General features: G+C 45.7%; 15 protein-coding genes. 5 read left to right on the plus strand and 10 right to left on the minus strand.

The window, feature by feature from the left end:
- The first annotated feature begins 60 nt into the window (after window positions 1-60).
- Both TY03_RS02540 and TY03_RS02545 read left to right on the plus strand, forming a co-directional pair.
- The gene (locus tag TY03_RS02540; protein WP_042367038.1) at window positions 61-2,265 is read left to right on the plus strand and encodes a sodium-translocating pyrophosphatase; all 2,205 of its coding nucleotides are present in this window, start codon (window positions 61-63) and stop codon (window positions 2,263-2,265) included.
- Window positions 2,266-2,306: 41 nt separating this feature from the next.
- A complete protein-coding gene (locus TY03_RS02545; RefSeq protein ID WP_042367040.1) occupies window positions 2,307-2,912 on the plus strand; it encodes a ribonuclease HII in 606 nt (201 codons plus the stop codon).
- 19 nt (window positions 2,913-2,931) lie between these two features.
- Here TY03_RS02545 and fucP read toward each other — a convergent pair whose 3' ends face one another.
- From fucP to TY03_RS02570, 5 genes are read right to left on the minus strand one after another with little or no spacing between them, the layout of a single operon-like run.
- Window positions 2,932-4,251, minus strand: a complete 1,320-nt coding sequence (fucP, locus tag TY03_RS02550; protein ID WP_042367042.1) for an L-fucose:H+ symporter permease — start codon at window positions 4,249-4,251, stop codon at window positions 2,932-2,934.
- A gap of 21 nt (window positions 4,252-4,272) precedes the next feature.
- A complete protein-coding gene (locus TY03_RS02555) occupies window positions 4,273-4,665 on the minus strand; it encodes an L-rhamnose mutarotase (RefSeq protein WP_042367044.1) in 393 nt (130 codons plus the stop codon).
- A gap of 11 nt (window positions 4,666-4,676) precedes the next feature.
- Window positions 4,677-6,062: a rhamnulokinase gene (locus TY03_RS02560; RefSeq protein WP_042367046.1), complete on the minus strand. Its 1,386-nt coding sequence runs from the start codon at window positions 6,060-6,062 to the stop codon at window positions 4,677-4,679.
- A gap of 6 nt (window positions 6,063-6,068) precedes the next feature.
- The gene (gene fucI / locus TY03_RS02565) at window positions 6,069-7,841 is read right to left on the minus strand and encodes an L-fucose isomerase (protein ID WP_042367047.1); all 1,773 of its coding nucleotides are present in this window, start codon (window positions 7,839-7,841) and stop codon (window positions 6,069-6,071) included.
- Between the two features lie 28 nt (window positions 7,842-7,869).
- Window positions 7,870-8,850, minus strand: coding sequence for a GntR family transcriptional regulator (locus TY03_RS02570; protein WP_042367048.1), 981 nt, complete (start codon window positions 8,848-8,850; stop codon window positions 7,870-7,872).
- Between the two features lie 219 nt (window positions 8,851-9,069).
- Here TY03_RS02570 and TY03_RS02575 point away from each other — a divergent pair, with 219 nt between their 5' ends.
- Window positions 9,070-9,468 carry a hypothetical protein gene (locus tag TY03_RS02575; RefSeq protein WP_042367049.1) on the plus strand — a complete coding sequence of 133 codons (399 nt, stop codon included), beginning with the start codon at window positions 9,070-9,072 and terminating at the stop codon, window positions 9,466-9,468.
- On the opposite strand, the gene TY03_RS02580 is transcribed toward TY03_RS02575, so the two are convergent.
- Window positions 9,469-10,173: a YgjP family zinc-dependent metalloprotease gene (locus tag TY03_RS02580; RefSeq protein ID WP_042367050.1), complete on the minus strand. Its 705-nt coding sequence runs from the start codon at window positions 10,171-10,173 to the stop codon at window positions 9,469-9,471.
- Window positions 10,174-10,313: 140 nt separating this feature from the next.
- Here TY03_RS02580 and TY03_RS02585 point away from each other — a divergent pair, with 140 nt between their 5' ends.
- Together TY03_RS02585 and TY03_RS02590 are read left to right on the plus strand one after the other, a co-directional pair.
- Complete coding sequence (locus tag TY03_RS02585; protein WP_042367051.1) at window positions 10,314-11,045, plus strand: head GIN domain-containing protein; 732 nt, start codon at window positions 10,314-10,316, stop codon at window positions 11,043-11,045.
- A 21-nt stretch (window positions 11,046-11,066) separates the two neighbouring features.
- Window positions 11,067-11,849, plus strand: a complete 783-nt coding sequence (locus tag TY03_RS02590; protein ID WP_042367053.1) for a head GIN domain-containing protein — start codon at window positions 11,067-11,069, stop codon at window positions 11,847-11,849.
- Between the two features lie 184 nt (window positions 11,850-12,033).
- Here the strand turns inward: TY03_RS02590 and TY03_RS02595 are convergent, their stop codons facing one another.
- Genes TY03_RS02595 through argB form a run of 4 tightly spaced genes read right to left on the minus strand, consistent with a single transcriptional unit; the run spans window position 12,034 to window position 14,361 of the window.
- On the minus strand, window positions 12,034-12,516 hold the full coding sequence (locus tag TY03_RS02595) for a DUF4252 domain-containing protein (protein WP_042367055.1): 483 nt from the start codon (window positions 12,514-12,516) through the stop codon (window positions 12,034-12,036).
- Entirely contained in the window at window positions 12,517-13,029 is a 513-nt protein-coding gene (locus TY03_RS02600; protein ID WP_042367057.1) for a hypothetical protein, read from the minus strand.
- Window positions 13,019-13,528: an RNA polymerase sigma factor gene (locus TY03_RS02605; RefSeq protein ID WP_042367059.1), complete on the minus strand. Its 510-nt coding sequence runs from the start codon at window positions 13,526-13,528 to the stop codon at window positions 13,019-13,021. Before TY03_RS02605 ends, TY03_RS02600 begins: the two co-directional genes overlap by 11 nt.
- 59 nt (window positions 13,529-13,587) lie before the next feature.
- Window positions 13,588-14,361: an acetylglutamate kinase gene (gene argB, locus TY03_RS02610; protein ID WP_042367061.1), complete on the minus strand. Its 774-nt coding sequence runs from the start codon at window positions 14,359-14,361 to the stop codon at window positions 13,588-13,590.
- Window positions 14,362-14,452 lie beyond the last annotated feature (91 nt).

A 14,452-nucleotide genomic window follows, 5' to 3' on the forward strand; every position in this document is an offset into this window, starting at 1 on the left:
TGCTATTCAGTTTATATTCAATACTTTTAGGGCTTCGTAAACCTAATAAAAATTTATTCTATGGACAGCTTGCTTTTCTGGCTGATTCCCTCAGCCTCTGTGTTAGCTCTCTGCTTTGCTTACTATTTCCATAAGCAAATGATGAAAGAGAGCGAAGGTACTCCACAAATGATTAAGATCGCTGCTGCTGTGCGCAAAGGTGCGATGTCTTATCTGAAACAACAGTATAAGATTGTCGGCTGGGTCTTTCTCGGGTTGGTTATTTTATTCTCTATTATGGCCTATGGTTTCGATGTGCAAAACGGATGGGTACCGATAGCCTTCCTTACGGGTGGTTTCTTCTCCGGACTATCGGGATTTCTGGGTATGAAAACAGCAACGCAGGCTTCGGCTCGTACCGCACATGCAGCTCGTACATCACTCAATGCCGGACTACGGATTGCTTTCCGAAGCGGCGCAGTAATGGGGCTCGTTGTAGTAGGTCTGGGACTAGTCGATATCTCTTTCTGGTATCTGCTGTTGAATTGGGCCATACCAGCCGATGTACTCACGCCAACACATAAGCTCTGTCTAGTAACGACCACCATGTTAACCTTCGGTATGGGTGCTTCGACACAAGCGCTCTTTGCCCGTGTGGGTGGAGGAATTTATACCAAAGCGGCCGATGTAGGTGCCGACCTTGTAGGAAAGGTTGAAGCAGGCATACCCGAAGACGATCCACGCAACCCTGCCACTATTGCCGATAACGTAGGCGATAACGTAGGCGATGTAGCCGGTATGGGAGCCGACTTATACGAATCTTACTGCGGCTCCATTCTTGCCACTGCTGCCTTGGGAGCAGCCGCTTTTATCCATACAGGCGATACGGCCATGCAGTTTAAGGCGGTCATTGCCCCGATGCTGATTGCTGCCGTAGGTATTTTACTCTCTATCATCGGAATATTCTCGGTACGCACCAAAGAGGACGCAAAGATGAAAGACCTGCTCAACTCATTGGCTTTTGGTACCAACCTAAGTTCTGTACTGATTGTCGGAGCAACGTTCTTTATCCTGTGGCTACTCGGCTTGGATAACTGGATGTGGATTTCTTGTTCGGTAGTGGTAGGCCTATTGGTGGGCATTATCATCGGACGCTCAACCGAGTATTATACATCGCAATCGTACCGCCCTACACAGAAACTGAGCGAAAGTGGTAAAACCGGGCCTGCAACCGTTATCATCTCGGGCATCGGTCTGGGCATGATATCAACAGCTATACCCGTAATAGCTGTAGTGATAGGTATCATCGCCTCCTATTTATTCGCTTCTGGCTTCGACTTTGCCAATACCGGTATGGGGCTTTATGGCATTGGAATTGCTGCCGTAGGTATGCTTTCGACATTGGGTATAACGTTGGCTACCGATGCTTATGGCCCGATTGCCGACAATGCCGGTGGCAACGCCGAGATGTCGGGCTTGGGAATTGAAGTGCGCAAACGCACCGATGCACTCGACTCGTTGGGCAATACAACCGCTGCCACAGGCAAAGGCTTTGCCATCGGATCGGCTGCCCTGACCGGTCTGGCACTGCTGGCCTCGTATATCGAAGAGATCCGTATCGGTCTTACCCGCATGGGCACGATGGAGCTAACAATGCCCAACGGAGATATGGTTTCGACCAATAACGCTACTTTCATTGACTTCATGTACTATTACGATGTAACGTTGATGAATCCCAAAGTGCTCTCGGGTATGTTCATCGGCTCAATGATGGCTTTCCTCTTTTGCGGATTGACAATGAATGCCGTAGGCCGTGCTGCGGGACATATGGTAGACGAGGTGCGCCGTCAGTTCAGAGAGATAAAAGGTATCCTGACCGGCGAGACAGAACCCGACTACGAACGGTGCGTGGCCATATCGACCAAAGGCGCACAGCGCGAAATGGTAGTTCCATCGCTTATAGCCATCGTGGCTCCTATATTAACCGGACTGGTATTCGGAGTAACCGGTGTACTGGGCTTACTGATCGGTGGTTTGAGCAGCGGTTTCGTACTGGCTATCTTCATGGCCAACTCGGGCGGCGCTTGGGACAATGCAAAGAAGTACGTAGAAGAAGGTAACCACGGTGGCAAAGGAGGTGATGTACACAAAGCAACTGTCGTAGGTGACACCGTTGGCGATCCTTTTAAAGATACGTCGGGACCGAGTTTGAACATCCTGATTAAGCTCATGAGCATGGTTGCCATTGTCATGGCAGGACTAACCGTGGCTTGGAGTATATTTTAAATTAAATACGTATCTTTGCATGCACAAAAATACAACGTAGCATGTTATTACCCTATTTAAACGCCGACCTGGTAGAAGCCGGTTGTGACGAAGCCGGACGCGGATGTTTGTCCGGCTCTGTCTTTGCAGCCGCTGTGATACTACCGAAGGATTTCAAGAATGAACTGCTCAACGACTCTAAACAGTTGAATGAGCATCAACGATATGCCCTTCGGGAGATTATTGAACGAGAAGCACTTACTTGGGCGGTAGGAATTGTCACAGCTCAAGAAATTGATAAGATAAATATTCTCAATGCCTCTATTCTGGCTATGCACCGGGCAGTCGATTTACTACAATCACGCCCGGAGCATTTATTAATCGACGGCAATCGCTTCAAAGCCTATCCCGGCATTCCGCATACTACTGTTGTCAAGGGCGACGGCAAGTACCTCTCTATCGCAGCAGCTTCTATTCTGGCAAAAACGTATAGGGACGATTATATGGAGGCACTTCATAAGGAGTTCCCCGTTTATGATTGGAACCACAACAAAGGTTATCCTACCAAAAAGCACCGTGCTGCCATTGCAGAACACGGTGCTTCACCCTACCATCGAATGACGTTTAATCTGTTGGGTAGCGCAGCAAACGAGCCTACCCTCTTTTAAGTTTTTTGCAACAGCCTCATCATCCTGCCTTCATCCATTTGCTCGAGCGATAGCCGTAAATAACGATTACAACAAAGCAAATAAACGGGAGAATAAAAGAAAGATTGACTGACGGCATTCCAAAAAGTGTTTGCATATCAATAATGCTCGCCTGAACGGGAGGAAGTACAGAGCCTCCCAGAATGGCCATAATCAATCCGGCAGCGCCAAACTTGGCATCATCACCTAAGCCCTGCAAAGCAATTCCGTAAATAGTGGGGAACATCAGCGACATACAAGCCGACACGGCAACCAAGCAATACATACCCCAAATATTCTGAAAGGCGATAACCCCCAAAGTGAAACAACCACCTGCTATGGCAAGTATCATCAGTAAGCGACCCGGATTTAGATAACGTAACAGGAACGTACAGATAAAACGGCTGCAACAGAATATAATCATCGCCACAATGTTGTACTCCTGAGAGAGCACCTCGGCTGCTTTTTCTTCCATCCCTTGCGACATAAACAGGCGCGTACCGTATTGGATGATAAATGTCCAACACATAATCTGTACACCTACATAAAAGAACTGCGCAATGACTCCTTCGCGGTAATGGCGGATAGAGAAGATACGCTTCAACGTGGGCACAAAGTTTATCGAATGCGACTGATCGGCCGTTTTAGGCATCTTAACCAACCGAATAAGCAATAACATGGCTAAAATAACAATTCCGATCACCAGATAAGGAGCGATCAAAACGGCTAAATCCGAATCGCGCACCGCCTCAAACTCGGCATTGGATAGCTGGCTGCGTTCGAGCGTATCCATCGGATTCAATTTGTTCTGAATAAAATTCATCGCTACATACATACCCAGCAGCGACCCCATCGGATTGAAGGATTGGGCCAGATTCAAGCGTCTGGTAGCCGTCTCTTCCGTTCCCATCGATAAGATATAAGGATTCGAACTGGTTTCGAGAAAGGACAAACCACAGGTCAATATAAAATAAGCGATCAAAAACGGATAATAGCTTCCTGTCATCATGGCGGGGAAGAAGAGCAATGCCCCGATGGCATAAAGCCCCAACCCCAAAAGCACACCCGCTTTGTAAGAGTACTTACGAATAAATATCGCCGCAGGAAAAGCCATGGCAAAGTAACCGCCATAGAATGCGACCTGCACCAATGCTCCATCGGTAACACTCATCCTGAAAATCTTAGAAAAGGCTTTCACCATCGGATTCGTGATATCATTGGCAAATCCCCAAAGAGAGAAGCAACTGGTAATAAGGATAAAAGGAATCAGATAGCTCACACCATCCTTACTTAAAATAGAGAAATGTTTGGTGTTCTTCATAAAAATAAGTCTATTGTTTTATTAGTATTCGTACAAATGGAACATACGTTCCATCGGTTGCCACTTCTGTGCAGAACTTGCACCCGGAGCCACGAGTTGGAAGATAGCCATGTAGTCCTCCCACTCTTGCTGGCGCGGCAGTGTGGAAAGGCGGTTCATCGCCTCCTCCCAGTCAAAATCCAGACCGGTTTCTACAATCATAAACAGGCGTGTATTCAGAATATAGATTTCCATTTCAAGAATACCTACTTCCCGGATACCCGCCATTACTTCGAGCCATATACTGCCGGATTCGTGTCGACGACGATATTCGGCTATCAGCTCGGCATTATCCCGCAGATCAAGTGTCTGGCAGTAACGTTTCACAGGCTGTTGGTACATTTTCGTACGATAGCCACTTTGTGGATTTTCCATTTTCTCGTTCTTTAGCAAATTTCTATTATTTCGTTTCGGTCGGCAATCGCTCCGGTAGCTATCGCCTGCACCAATATATTGCCAATGGCCGTCGCTTCCACAGGGCCGGCATACACCGGAATACCCAAAGCCTCTTGTGTGAGGCGATTCAGCAAACGATTGCGGCATCCGCCACCCATGATGTGCAACTCTTCGACCGGTGCAGGAAGCAGACGGTTCAGTTGATCCATCCCTTGCTTGTATCGCTGTGCCAATGATTGGAGCACGCAGCACACGTATTCGCCCGAAGAAGCAGGTACCGGTTGCTGATGAGTCAGGCAATACGAGCGGATAGCCTCTTCCATATCTGTCGGACACTGAAAAGCCTCATCATCGACCGGAATAAGCGAATCGATGGTAGCTCGTTCGGCAGCCGCAAGGAGTCGGTCGTAGTCCGTATCTATGCATCGCTCTTCCCATTGTGCTATCAGTCGTTGCAGAATCCACAAGCCGGTAATGTTTTGCAGAAAGCGTATCTTCCCTCCTACACCTCCTTCGTTGGTAAATCCTGCCAGGCGAGCCTCTTCGGTTAGAATCGGTTCGTCGAGCTCTACACCCAACAAAGACCAAGTGCCCGAACTCAAAAAAGCACAACGCTTTCCGACGGTCGATTGAGGCACGGCATATACCGCACTGGCTGTATCGTGCGATCCTACGGCAATCACATCGATAGTAGGGTTAAGTCCTGTCTCTTCAAGTATGTCAGCTTTCAGCTTTCCTCTGATCGTGCCCGGAAGCACCAGATCGCCAAACAGATGTTCGGGCAATGCGAGCTGACGGATCAATTCACGATTCCAGCTACGAGTACGGGCATCGAGCAGTTCGGAGGTTGAGGCAATGCAATACTCATTATTGGCTATACCGGTCAGGAAGTAACTAAACAGATCGGGCATAAACAGCAAGCGATGCCCCACGCGGAGCATAGCATCGTCGTTTTTGCACATGCTGTACAATTGGAAAAGGGTGTTGATAGGCATCACCTGAATACCCGTACGGGCATAATGCTGTGCCACATCGGTTGTGGCAAAGAACTCTTCGAGCAGTCCGTTGGTACGCGGATCGCGATAGCAAACCGGATTGCCCAACAGGTTACCCTGTGCATCAATCAGCCCAAAGTCTACTCCCCAGGTATCAATACCGATACTTCGAATAGCATACCCTTTGCGAGCAGCCAGCCGAAGCCCGTTCTTCATCTCTTCGAACAGTGCCAGAAAATCCCAATAGAGGTGATTGCCCATGCGTATCTGCCTGTTCGGGAAGCGATACACCTCTTCGAGTGTCAAGCGACCTTGGTCGATGGAACCGGCCATAATCCGACCGCTTCCACCTCCAAAATCAACCGCTAAATACGTACTCATGGTCGTTTATTTATAAATAGGCCCGTAGACAGCACACGCTCTATAATCGGCACCCTCCTTTTCCATGCCGAAGGCATTCCATGCGGCGGGTCGGAAAATAGCATCTTCCTCTACATTGTGCATACATACCGGTATGCGCAACATCGAAGCCAAGGTAATCAAATCCTGACCGATGTGTCCGTAACTGATCGCACCATGATTAGCTCCCCAGTTGTTCATCACCGAATATACATCTTTGAAAGCCGGTTTGTCGCACAGGCGAGGCACAAACCAAGTGGTAGGCCAAGTGCGGTCGGTACGTTCGTTGAGTAGTTGATGAATGTCAGCGGCAATTTCTACCGTCCATCCTTCGGCTATCTGAAGCACCGGGCCGAGGCCTTTCACCAAGTTCAGGCGCATCATGGTTACCGGCATTCCTCCTTTAGACAGGAAGTTAGAGGAGAAACCGCCTCCACGGAAGTAGTCACGATTGGCCGGATACCAAGTGGTGGCTTCGAGACATTTCTCTACCTCCTCCTGCGTAATCTCCCAACAAGGTTTCATCACCGGTTCGCCCTTCTCGTTGGTTTGCTGTCCGGTTCCGTCGAGCGTAGTGGCTCCCGAATTGATTAAGTGAATGATTCCGTTGGTAGCCAATCCGGTAAGTTCTTTGCCGGTTACACGCTTCACTGCCTCGGGGCTCCAATAGGTACGTACATCGGAAAAGATCTGGGCACGATTGGTAAGCAGGTGACCAAACAACATGGCTACACCGTTGCAAGCATCGTTTTCGGTTGCTACGACAAAAGCCTCACGAATGCCATTCCAGTCGAAAGAGGTATTGAGCAATGCTTCAGGATAGTCGCCATTGGGGTAGAAATCCGTCCACTGGCGTTGCCCTTGAAAACCTCCGGCAATCGCATTGTGTCCTAACGCTTCTTCTTTAAATCCAAGTACTTCGAGCTTCGGATTGCCTTGCATCAAATCGCGCATGATGATCGTCATTTTCACGATAAACTCCCAATCGGCCTCCTTTTCGGCACGTGTCTTGGCCTTGGCAGGACTGTTGAAGTCTTCTCCTTCGTTCACTTTACAATACTTTTCGGTCCATGCCATCGCTTTTTTAAACTCCTCCTGATCGTATATACCTTCGGTCATGCGACGGATGATCTCGGTCAGGTCGACCGACTCACTACGCATACCCAAGTATTCCTGAAAGAAATCAGGACTCACGATAGAGCCTGCAATACCCATCGAAACACTACCCATCGACAGGTACGATTTGCCCCGCATCACAGCCACTGCTTGTGCAGCACGGGCAAAGCGAAGAAGTTTTTCCGCTACATCGGCAGGGATGGAGTTATCATCGAGATCCTGTACATCGTGCCCATATATACCAAAAGCCGGTAACCCCTTTTGTGCATGGCCTGCCAGTACAGCCGCCAGATATACAGCTCCGGGGCGTTCGGTTCCGTTAAATCCCCATACCGCTTTGGGATAATGCGGATTCATATCCATTGTTTCGGCACCGTAGCACCAGCAGGAAGTAACCGTTATCGTTGCTCCCACTCCTTCCCGTTCAAACTTCTCGGCACAAGCAGCACTTTCGGGCACACGGCCAATGGTGCTATCGGCTATGACACACTCCACAGGAGAGCCATCGCCATTTTTCAAATGGGTGGAGATCAGTTCGGCCACCGCTTTGGCCAGATTCATTGTTTTGTCTTCCAGACTTTCGCGAACGCCGCCCTGACGAGCGTCGATAGTGGGACGAATTCCAATTTTCGGATACTTTTTCATTTTTGTGTTATATTAGTTGGTAAAACAGTTATAAAGATTCTCGTAAATGCACCTCCGTCGGCAAATAAACCTGTACAGGCGTACCGGTAAGGATGAAGTTGGCAGCCAGTGCTCCCATCTTCTCCCAATCAATACTCAAGGTAGTAATTCCTTTATCAATAACTTCATAAACCGGTGCATCATTGTAAGCAATCAACCCAAAATCGACTCCACAGACCAATCCTCTGTCACGCGCTTTCTTGATGATACTCACTACATCGACCTGCCGGATAGCAATATATACCTCTCCCTGACGTACCTCTACTTTGTCCATTCTATCTTTGACCTCCCACTCCAAATGCTTATCTTCAGAGTATTGCTGAAAATAGACAGAAGTGCTTTGGGGGTGCTTTGTTCCGGACACAAGCAGCAACACCAGTTTTCGATACCACTTCAGTCTGTCAGACAGTTGTGACAAAGCCTTATAAAAAGCAGAATCAAAATCTTGACAGACATAAGAATATGTACGCTTATCAAACTTACCAAAGTCAAGCAATAACAATTTGGAAGAATCGATCTTGTATAAATCTGGAGAGAACTTTTCGTTATCGAAATTCATCACTACATATTTGTTATAACGGCCGAGTGATTGACTCAGAATGGTATTAAACAAACGCTCGTTGTATTGATGAAACCACAAATCGACCTTATAGCGAGGCGGAAGATGTGTAATGAGATGATTATAAAGTGCTTCCTTAAAAGGAGAGTATTCGTCGAGCAGAAGAAGTATGTTTTTGCTTCGATTCACCACATAGTAGGCCTTGCCCGGTGTCGAGTCGATAATATCGCGTGCCTTTAAGTCGATAAAGGCCTTAAATACTGTATCGCGCGATACGTGGTATGTACGACTCAATTGATTAATTGACGGCAAAGCATCCTCTTCCTCGTATTTACCGGTTGAGATATCCTGTGCGATTAAATCGGCCAATTGTTTTACTTTCGTTGTATGTTGTCCGAAGATAGCTTTCATACATTATTAAATTTAATGATGGGAAATACGAGAAAAACTGTGCTGATCTATCCCGATGTAAAGGAAAGTATTTTATCATCACTCAACAAGAAACATTGGTATGTTATACAACACACTCAGCCACTATTTATCAACCTTTACAGATTCGACTACATGATATATTTCAAATTCGGGCAATAATCACTACCTTTACCCCAAAATCGTAGAAATTATAGTAATATGGCACATCATTTAAACACCAACAAACAGTTTATGGTAGGTAATGGCATCCTTGCTTTTGCCGTTATCTTTGTGGTAGTACTCTTTATCTATATCAGCATGCAGATGAGTCAGCAGAAGCAAACGGAAAGACATTATGCAGAGGCTTATACGATTGAATTATCCAAAGGGTTTGTTGGCGATTCTATCTCGCTATTTGTCAATGACAGCTTGATTCTGAACCAGCAAATCGCGACAGAGCCAATACAAGTAAAAGTAGGCCGTTTTGCCGATCAAAGTGCCTTGATGGTGGTCGATAATCTGACCGAAAAAGTATCTACTTTCGACTTAAGCGAGAAGGGCGGTACGTATGCCTTCACCAAAAACGCAGAAGGAAGCGTCATGATGGTCAGCCAATAATCAATCGCTGATTGCAGTCTTATGTCTTTTAAGTTCTTGTCGCAAATCAAGGGCTTTACCATCGGTCAGTTCATTGAGTAAATGCCAAAAGCGATCTCCGTGATTCATTTCGCGCGTATGGCACAGTTCGTGCAACAGCACATAATCAATCAGGTGCTTGGGCAGTAGTACCAAAAAGCACGAGAGATTAATGGCTTTGGAAGCCGAACAACTCCCCCATCTGCCACGACTGGCATTTATCTTCACACTTTTATAAGGAAGGTGATGTTGTTGCGAGAGCATATACAACCGCGGAGGCAAAATAATTTTAGCATTCCTCCGCACCGCTTCTTCGATTACTTTCTGTAGCCAGGCCTGCAACTTCTCATCAGTAAAATCGGCATCGGGCGGACAGATAATCTTCATCTCCCCCAGCTCCGAATGTGCCAGAAACTTATCTCGTGCTCCCCGCACAAGCGAAAGTTTAAAGAACTCGGTATCGATCCGGTAGTCCAAATCGATAATCGGACGAGCTACTTTCTGCTTCGTCGCTTTCAATTTACTACGCAACTCCTCAATCGCTTTTTCAACTTCGCTTACAGTTACACCGAGAGGCACAGACACGTATATAGCATCACTCTTGGAGCGAAACACCAATCGTTTGGCACGCGCATGCTCTCGAACAATCAGGCGCCCAAGTTCTTTATCATCAATTATCTTATCCATCTTATGACGCAAATAAACGAATAATCTATCACATGTACAAATGATATATAAAGAACCCAGTCATAAAAAAAAGAGCAGAGCGATGCAACTTTTTGAAACGACACTACGTCTAATAGACAGAAACTTCAAAAACAAATAATATGAGAAAGAACATTAGCTACCTGTCACTCTTACTGTTTTGCACTTTACTATTCAATAGTTGCAGCATTATGGGAGATAGCATCAAGCCTAGCAAAAACTTTATTACCCGGGATTACAAAGTACACAACTTCAACCAGATTGATGCCACCACCGTAGGAGATATCTTCTATACCCAATCGACCGATGGCACTACTTCGGTAAAGATATACGGTCCGGATAACATTGTGAACTTAGTACAAGTGGTTGTAAAGGGCAGTACCTTAGAGATGACGATGAAGAAGTACAACCAAATAAAGAGCAGCAAGTTAAAAATCAATATCAGTTCTCCCGAGCTTACAGGTATCGATTTCAAAGGAGTGGGTGATATACATATCGACGACTCATTCACTACCCCTCAATTGAGCGTGGCATCCAAAGGTGTAGGTGATATCCATATTTTAAATCTGAACTGCGATGAACTAACCGTCAACTCAATGGGCGTAGGCGATATTAAGCTGGAAGGTGTTGCCCAAACGGCCAATCTATCCTCGAAAGGTGTAGGCGATATTGAAGCCCGCGAGCTCAAAGCTACGTATGTAGATGCTTCTTCGAAAGGTGTAGGCGATATTTCGTGTTATGCAACCGAAACCTTGAAGGCTTCAGTGAAAGGTGTGGGCAGCATCCGATACAAGGGAAATCCCGATAAAAAAGATTTTAGCAAAGGAGGCGTAGGCTCAATTAAGAACGATTAACTAACTCTAAAATAGAATTTTATGAAAAATTTTTTAATAGCCGTAGCTACGATCACATTGCTGATACTTTCAACCAATGTTCAGTCACAGACTCGTCGCGTAACAGGAAGTAAAAAGTACATTACGAAAGACGTAAAAGTGGCCAACTTTAACGAAATTCGCCTCATGGGTAGTCCGGATATCGTTTATACGCAAACAAACGGAAAAACAGAAGTGCAGGTGTATGGCTCAGACAACATTGTCGATCTACTCGAAATCGCTGTTATAAAAGAGGTACTCGTTGTTAAGTTTAAGAGCAACACTCAAATCAATAATAGCGGGAAGCTCGAAGTAAGAGTCTCTAACCCCGGTTTGAAAAGCATAAGCGTACAAGGATCGGGCGATATCAAGTTGGCCAATAACTTCAAAAGCAAAGAGAATCTGGGCATTTACATTCAAGGATCAGGCGATGTGGAAGGAAGTGGCGTAAACTGCAACGAACTTTCTCTATCCATCCAAGGATCGGGAGATATTTCTTTGCATGGAGTGAGCAGCCCTTCAGTTAAAGCAAGCATCGAAGGGTCGGGTGATGTAGAACTATCAGGAACAGCCAAGGAGGCAAACTATCGGGTAGCCGGTTCGGGAGACATCAATGCCACCGAGCTAAAAGTGTCGAATGCCGACATACAAATCAATGGTTCGGGAGATATTGGCTGCCAGGTAACCGACAATATGAAAGTTCGTGTCAACGGTAGTGGCGAAGTGTCTTATAAAGGAAATCCACAAATTGATTCACCCCGCAATAAAGGATTACGGAAACTCTAAACTCTCTATATTCTCTCTTTACTTCACAAATAAAAGGGCTACTGCATCTCGCGGTAGCCCTTTTATTTAGTTAGTATTTTACGAAAATTTAATTGAGTTGAAACTTCACAGCCTCGCATCATGTTGTTTTAATTAAGCATTCTAACTATATTATATGTTTAAAGCAAATGAAAATATCTTTTTATTAAGAGCGTTTCTGCTTCACCGAAGCAGCTAACCGAGCAATAAACTCTGGGTTCATATTTCCGGTAAAGTTAACTACTACAAAATGATTCTTCTCGTGCATGAGCATCACCACTTCAATGATTACCTTCTTCTTTTTGCGCACCATAATCTGGCAATTACCCGATTTATCGCTAAAAGAGAGATAAGGTTCAAATCGTCCGGTGTTCTTTTCTACAATCTTCAACGCTTCATTATAGTATTCGGAACCGTTCACCTTGGCGGTGAGCATCTGCATACTTTTGAGGTTGGAGATAATATTCAGCACTTTATTATCCTTTTCCGCATCGTTCTTAATAATCTCCTCCATCATTTTCGGACTGATGGTTACACAAGATAGATTAGAGTCAGCCTTGTGTTCAGTCAAGAAACGAGAAGTAAAATCCTGTGCCATCACAGACACAGAGAACAATGCCATCCAGCATATTAAAAGAACGCTCTTCATTTATTCTTTCATCATTTCGACCTTCTTTATTGACGACATACTGTCGACAATCTGCTGGTCTTTTGACTTATTTATACCTTCAGATAACATCATCAATGCCGAAGAAACTTGCTTATACGCAACTTCCGGATCATCGTATGTATCTCTGTATGTATCGTAATTATAATCTAACGGCTCTCCGGCAAAGAAGGTGTGTTGCACCACATTGCCCAACGAAAGCATGATAGCTACCACTGCTGCTGCTTTGAATAAAGGCATAAACCTTTTAGTCAGCGTTAAGCGTTTGGCCTTCACAACAGGCGTTTCTATCTGAGCCAACAAACGAGTATCAAAGTCGGCACTCAAACCTACTTCTTGCTGTACTTGCTGATAAACAAACAAGTCTTTATAGCAAAGCAGATGAGCCGGAACCTCTTCATGTAAGAAGAAAGACCGCAATTCCGATTCTTCTTCAATAGAAGTTTCGCATTGCCAATATTGCTCCAAAAGCTGTTCTATGTGCTTACAATCCATATTCGTCAAATTCAATGTACCGTTGTTTCACTTTCTGTCGTGCTCTGAAGAGGTTCACTTTTACCTGTTCCTCCGTCAGATGTAGCACGTTCGCTATCTCTTTATAACTTTCTCCTTCTATATCTCTCAGTTGCATGATCAACCGTTGTTTTTCGGGCAGTTCATTCACTAATCGATGGATAATGCTCATTCGTTCCTGATTCACCAATTGGTCGTAAGGCCCCGACGAATCGGTTTCTTCTTCCATGGCAGGGGTCAATTCGACTGTTTGAGCGTCTTTCTTCTGACTTCGGTCGATGGCCAAGTTTTTCGTTACCGTCAAACAATACGCTTCGATCGATCCAAATTGCGACCACTCTTCCCGTTTATTCCAGACCCTTATCATCGTATCCTGTACAACATCCTCTGCTTCGGCCCTGTCAAGGGTAATTCGGAGTGCCAATCGAAAGAGTTTGTCTTTCAAAGGCAATATGTCGTTTCGAAAACTGATTTCTTGCATCTCTATAATAATGACGGGTAAGTATTTGAAAAGTTACAGCTACTCGAATCTTTTTTTATTTATTTTTTTATCCGGGTTCCACCATTTCCATTAATAGCTGATGCCAAGGTGATTACAACCTCACTCACACCTGCCCGAATGGCTTCGAAAGAGTTCTCTAATTTCGGAATCATGCCTCCTTGAATCACTCCATCGGCTACGTATTGCTCAAATTCGGTGCGGTTGATGGTATCGATCACGCTGTCATCATCGTGTTCATCGCGCAGTACTCCTTTTTTCTCGAAACAGAAAACCAGGGTTACATCAAACAGTTCGGCCAGTGCTTTGGCCGTTTCGCCGGCTATGGTATCGGCATTGGTATTGAGCAGATGTCCTTCGCCATCGTGTGTCAGCGGAGCCATAACCGGCACAACTCCCTTCTTGATAAGGTCTGAAAGCAAAGAGGCATCGACTTTATCGACATCCCCTACAAATCCGTAATCGACCTCTTTGACCGGGCGTTTCACCGAACGAATCACATTCATATCGGCACCTGTGAGCCCCAGTGCATTGACTCCACGTGCCTGCAAACCGGCTACCATGTTTTTGTTCACCAACCCACCATATACCATGGTCACTACTTTCAGTGTTTCGCCGTCGGTAATGCGCCGCCCGTTAACCATCTGGCTTTCGATGCCCAACTGGGTAGCCAACCGGGTAGCTGAGCGACCACCGCCATGCACAAGCACCTTGTGCCCCTCGATAGCGGCAAAATCGTTCAATAATTGATTCAAAGTGGCCTCTTCTTCTACTATCTTGCCACCTACTTTAATCACTGTTAGTTTTTCTTTCATACTGACTATATGTGTTATGCACCATTAGTTAACACAAAGTTCCACAGAGTTTCTTTTTAAAATGAAAGAAAGACTCTGTGGAACTTTATAT

The organism is Bacteroides neonati (genome assembly GCF_000499785.1).
GTDB classification, from domain to species: Bacteria; Bacteroidota; Bacteroidia; order Bacteroidales; family Bacteroidaceae; genus Bacteroides; species Bacteroides neonati.

What these genes read in the sequence shown, in the direction of transcription:
- TY03_RS02570 (WP_042367048.1), bottom strand. Translation starts at nt 8,850, where the DNA reads ATGAAAGCTATCTTCGGACAACATACAACGAAAGTAAAACAATTGGCC.
- TY03_RS02590 (WP_042367053.1), top strand. Translation starts at nt 11,067, where the DNA reads ATGAAAAATTTTTTAATAGCCGTAGCTACGATCACATTGCTGATACTT.
- argB (WP_042367061.1), bottom strand. Translation starts at nt 14,361, where the DNA reads ATGAAAGAAAAACTAACAGTGATTAAAGTAGGTGGCAAGATAGTAGAA.
- TY03_RS02545 (WP_042367040.1), top strand. Translation starts at nt 2,307, where the DNA reads ATGTTATTACCCTATTTAAACGCCGACCTGGTAGAAGCCGGTTGTGAC.
- TY03_RS02555 (WP_042367044.1), bottom strand. Translation starts at nt 4,665, where the DNA reads ATGGAAAATCCACAAAGTGGCTATCGTACGAAAATGTACCAACAGCCT.
- TY03_RS02580 (WP_042367050.1), bottom strand. Translation starts at nt 10,173, where the DNA reads ATGGATAAGATAATTGATGATAAAGAACTTGGGCGCCTGATTGTTCGA.
- TY03_RS02605 (WP_042367059.1), bottom strand. Translation starts at nt 13,528, where the DNA reads ATGCAAGAAATCAGTTTTCGAAACGACATATTGCCTTTGAAAGACAAA.
- TY03_RS02560 (WP_042367046.1), bottom strand. Translation starts at nt 6,062, where the DNA reads ATGAGTACGTATTTAGCGGTTGATTTTGGAGGTGGAAGCGGTCGGATT.
- TY03_RS02585 (WP_042367051.1), top strand. Translation starts at nt 10,314, where the DNA reads ATGAGAAAGAACATTAGCTACCTGTCACTCTTACTGTTTTGCACTTTA.
- TY03_RS02540 (WP_042367038.1), top strand. Translation starts at nt 61, where the DNA reads ATGGACAGCTTGCTTTTCTGGCTGATTCCCTCAGCCTCTGTGTTAGCT.
- TY03_RS02600 (WP_042367057.1), bottom strand. Translation starts at nt 13,029, where the DNA reads ATGGATTGTAAGCACATAGAACAGCTTTTGGAGCAATATTGGCAATGC.
- TY03_RS02575 (WP_042367049.1), top strand. Translation starts at nt 9,070, where the DNA reads ATGGCACATCATTTAAACACCAACAAACAGTTTATGGTAGGTAATGGC.
- TY03_RS02595 (WP_042367055.1), bottom strand. Translation starts at nt 12,516, where the DNA reads ATGAAGAGCGTTCTTTTAATATGCTGGATGGCATTGTTCTCTGTGTCT.
- fucI (WP_042367047.1), bottom strand. Translation starts at nt 7,841, where the DNA reads ATGAAAAAGTATCCGAAAATTGGAATTCGTCCCACTATCGACGCTCGT.
- fucP (WP_042367042.1), bottom strand. Translation starts at nt 4,251, where the DNA reads ATGAAGAACACCAAACATTTCTCTATTTTAAGTAAGGATGGTGTGAGC.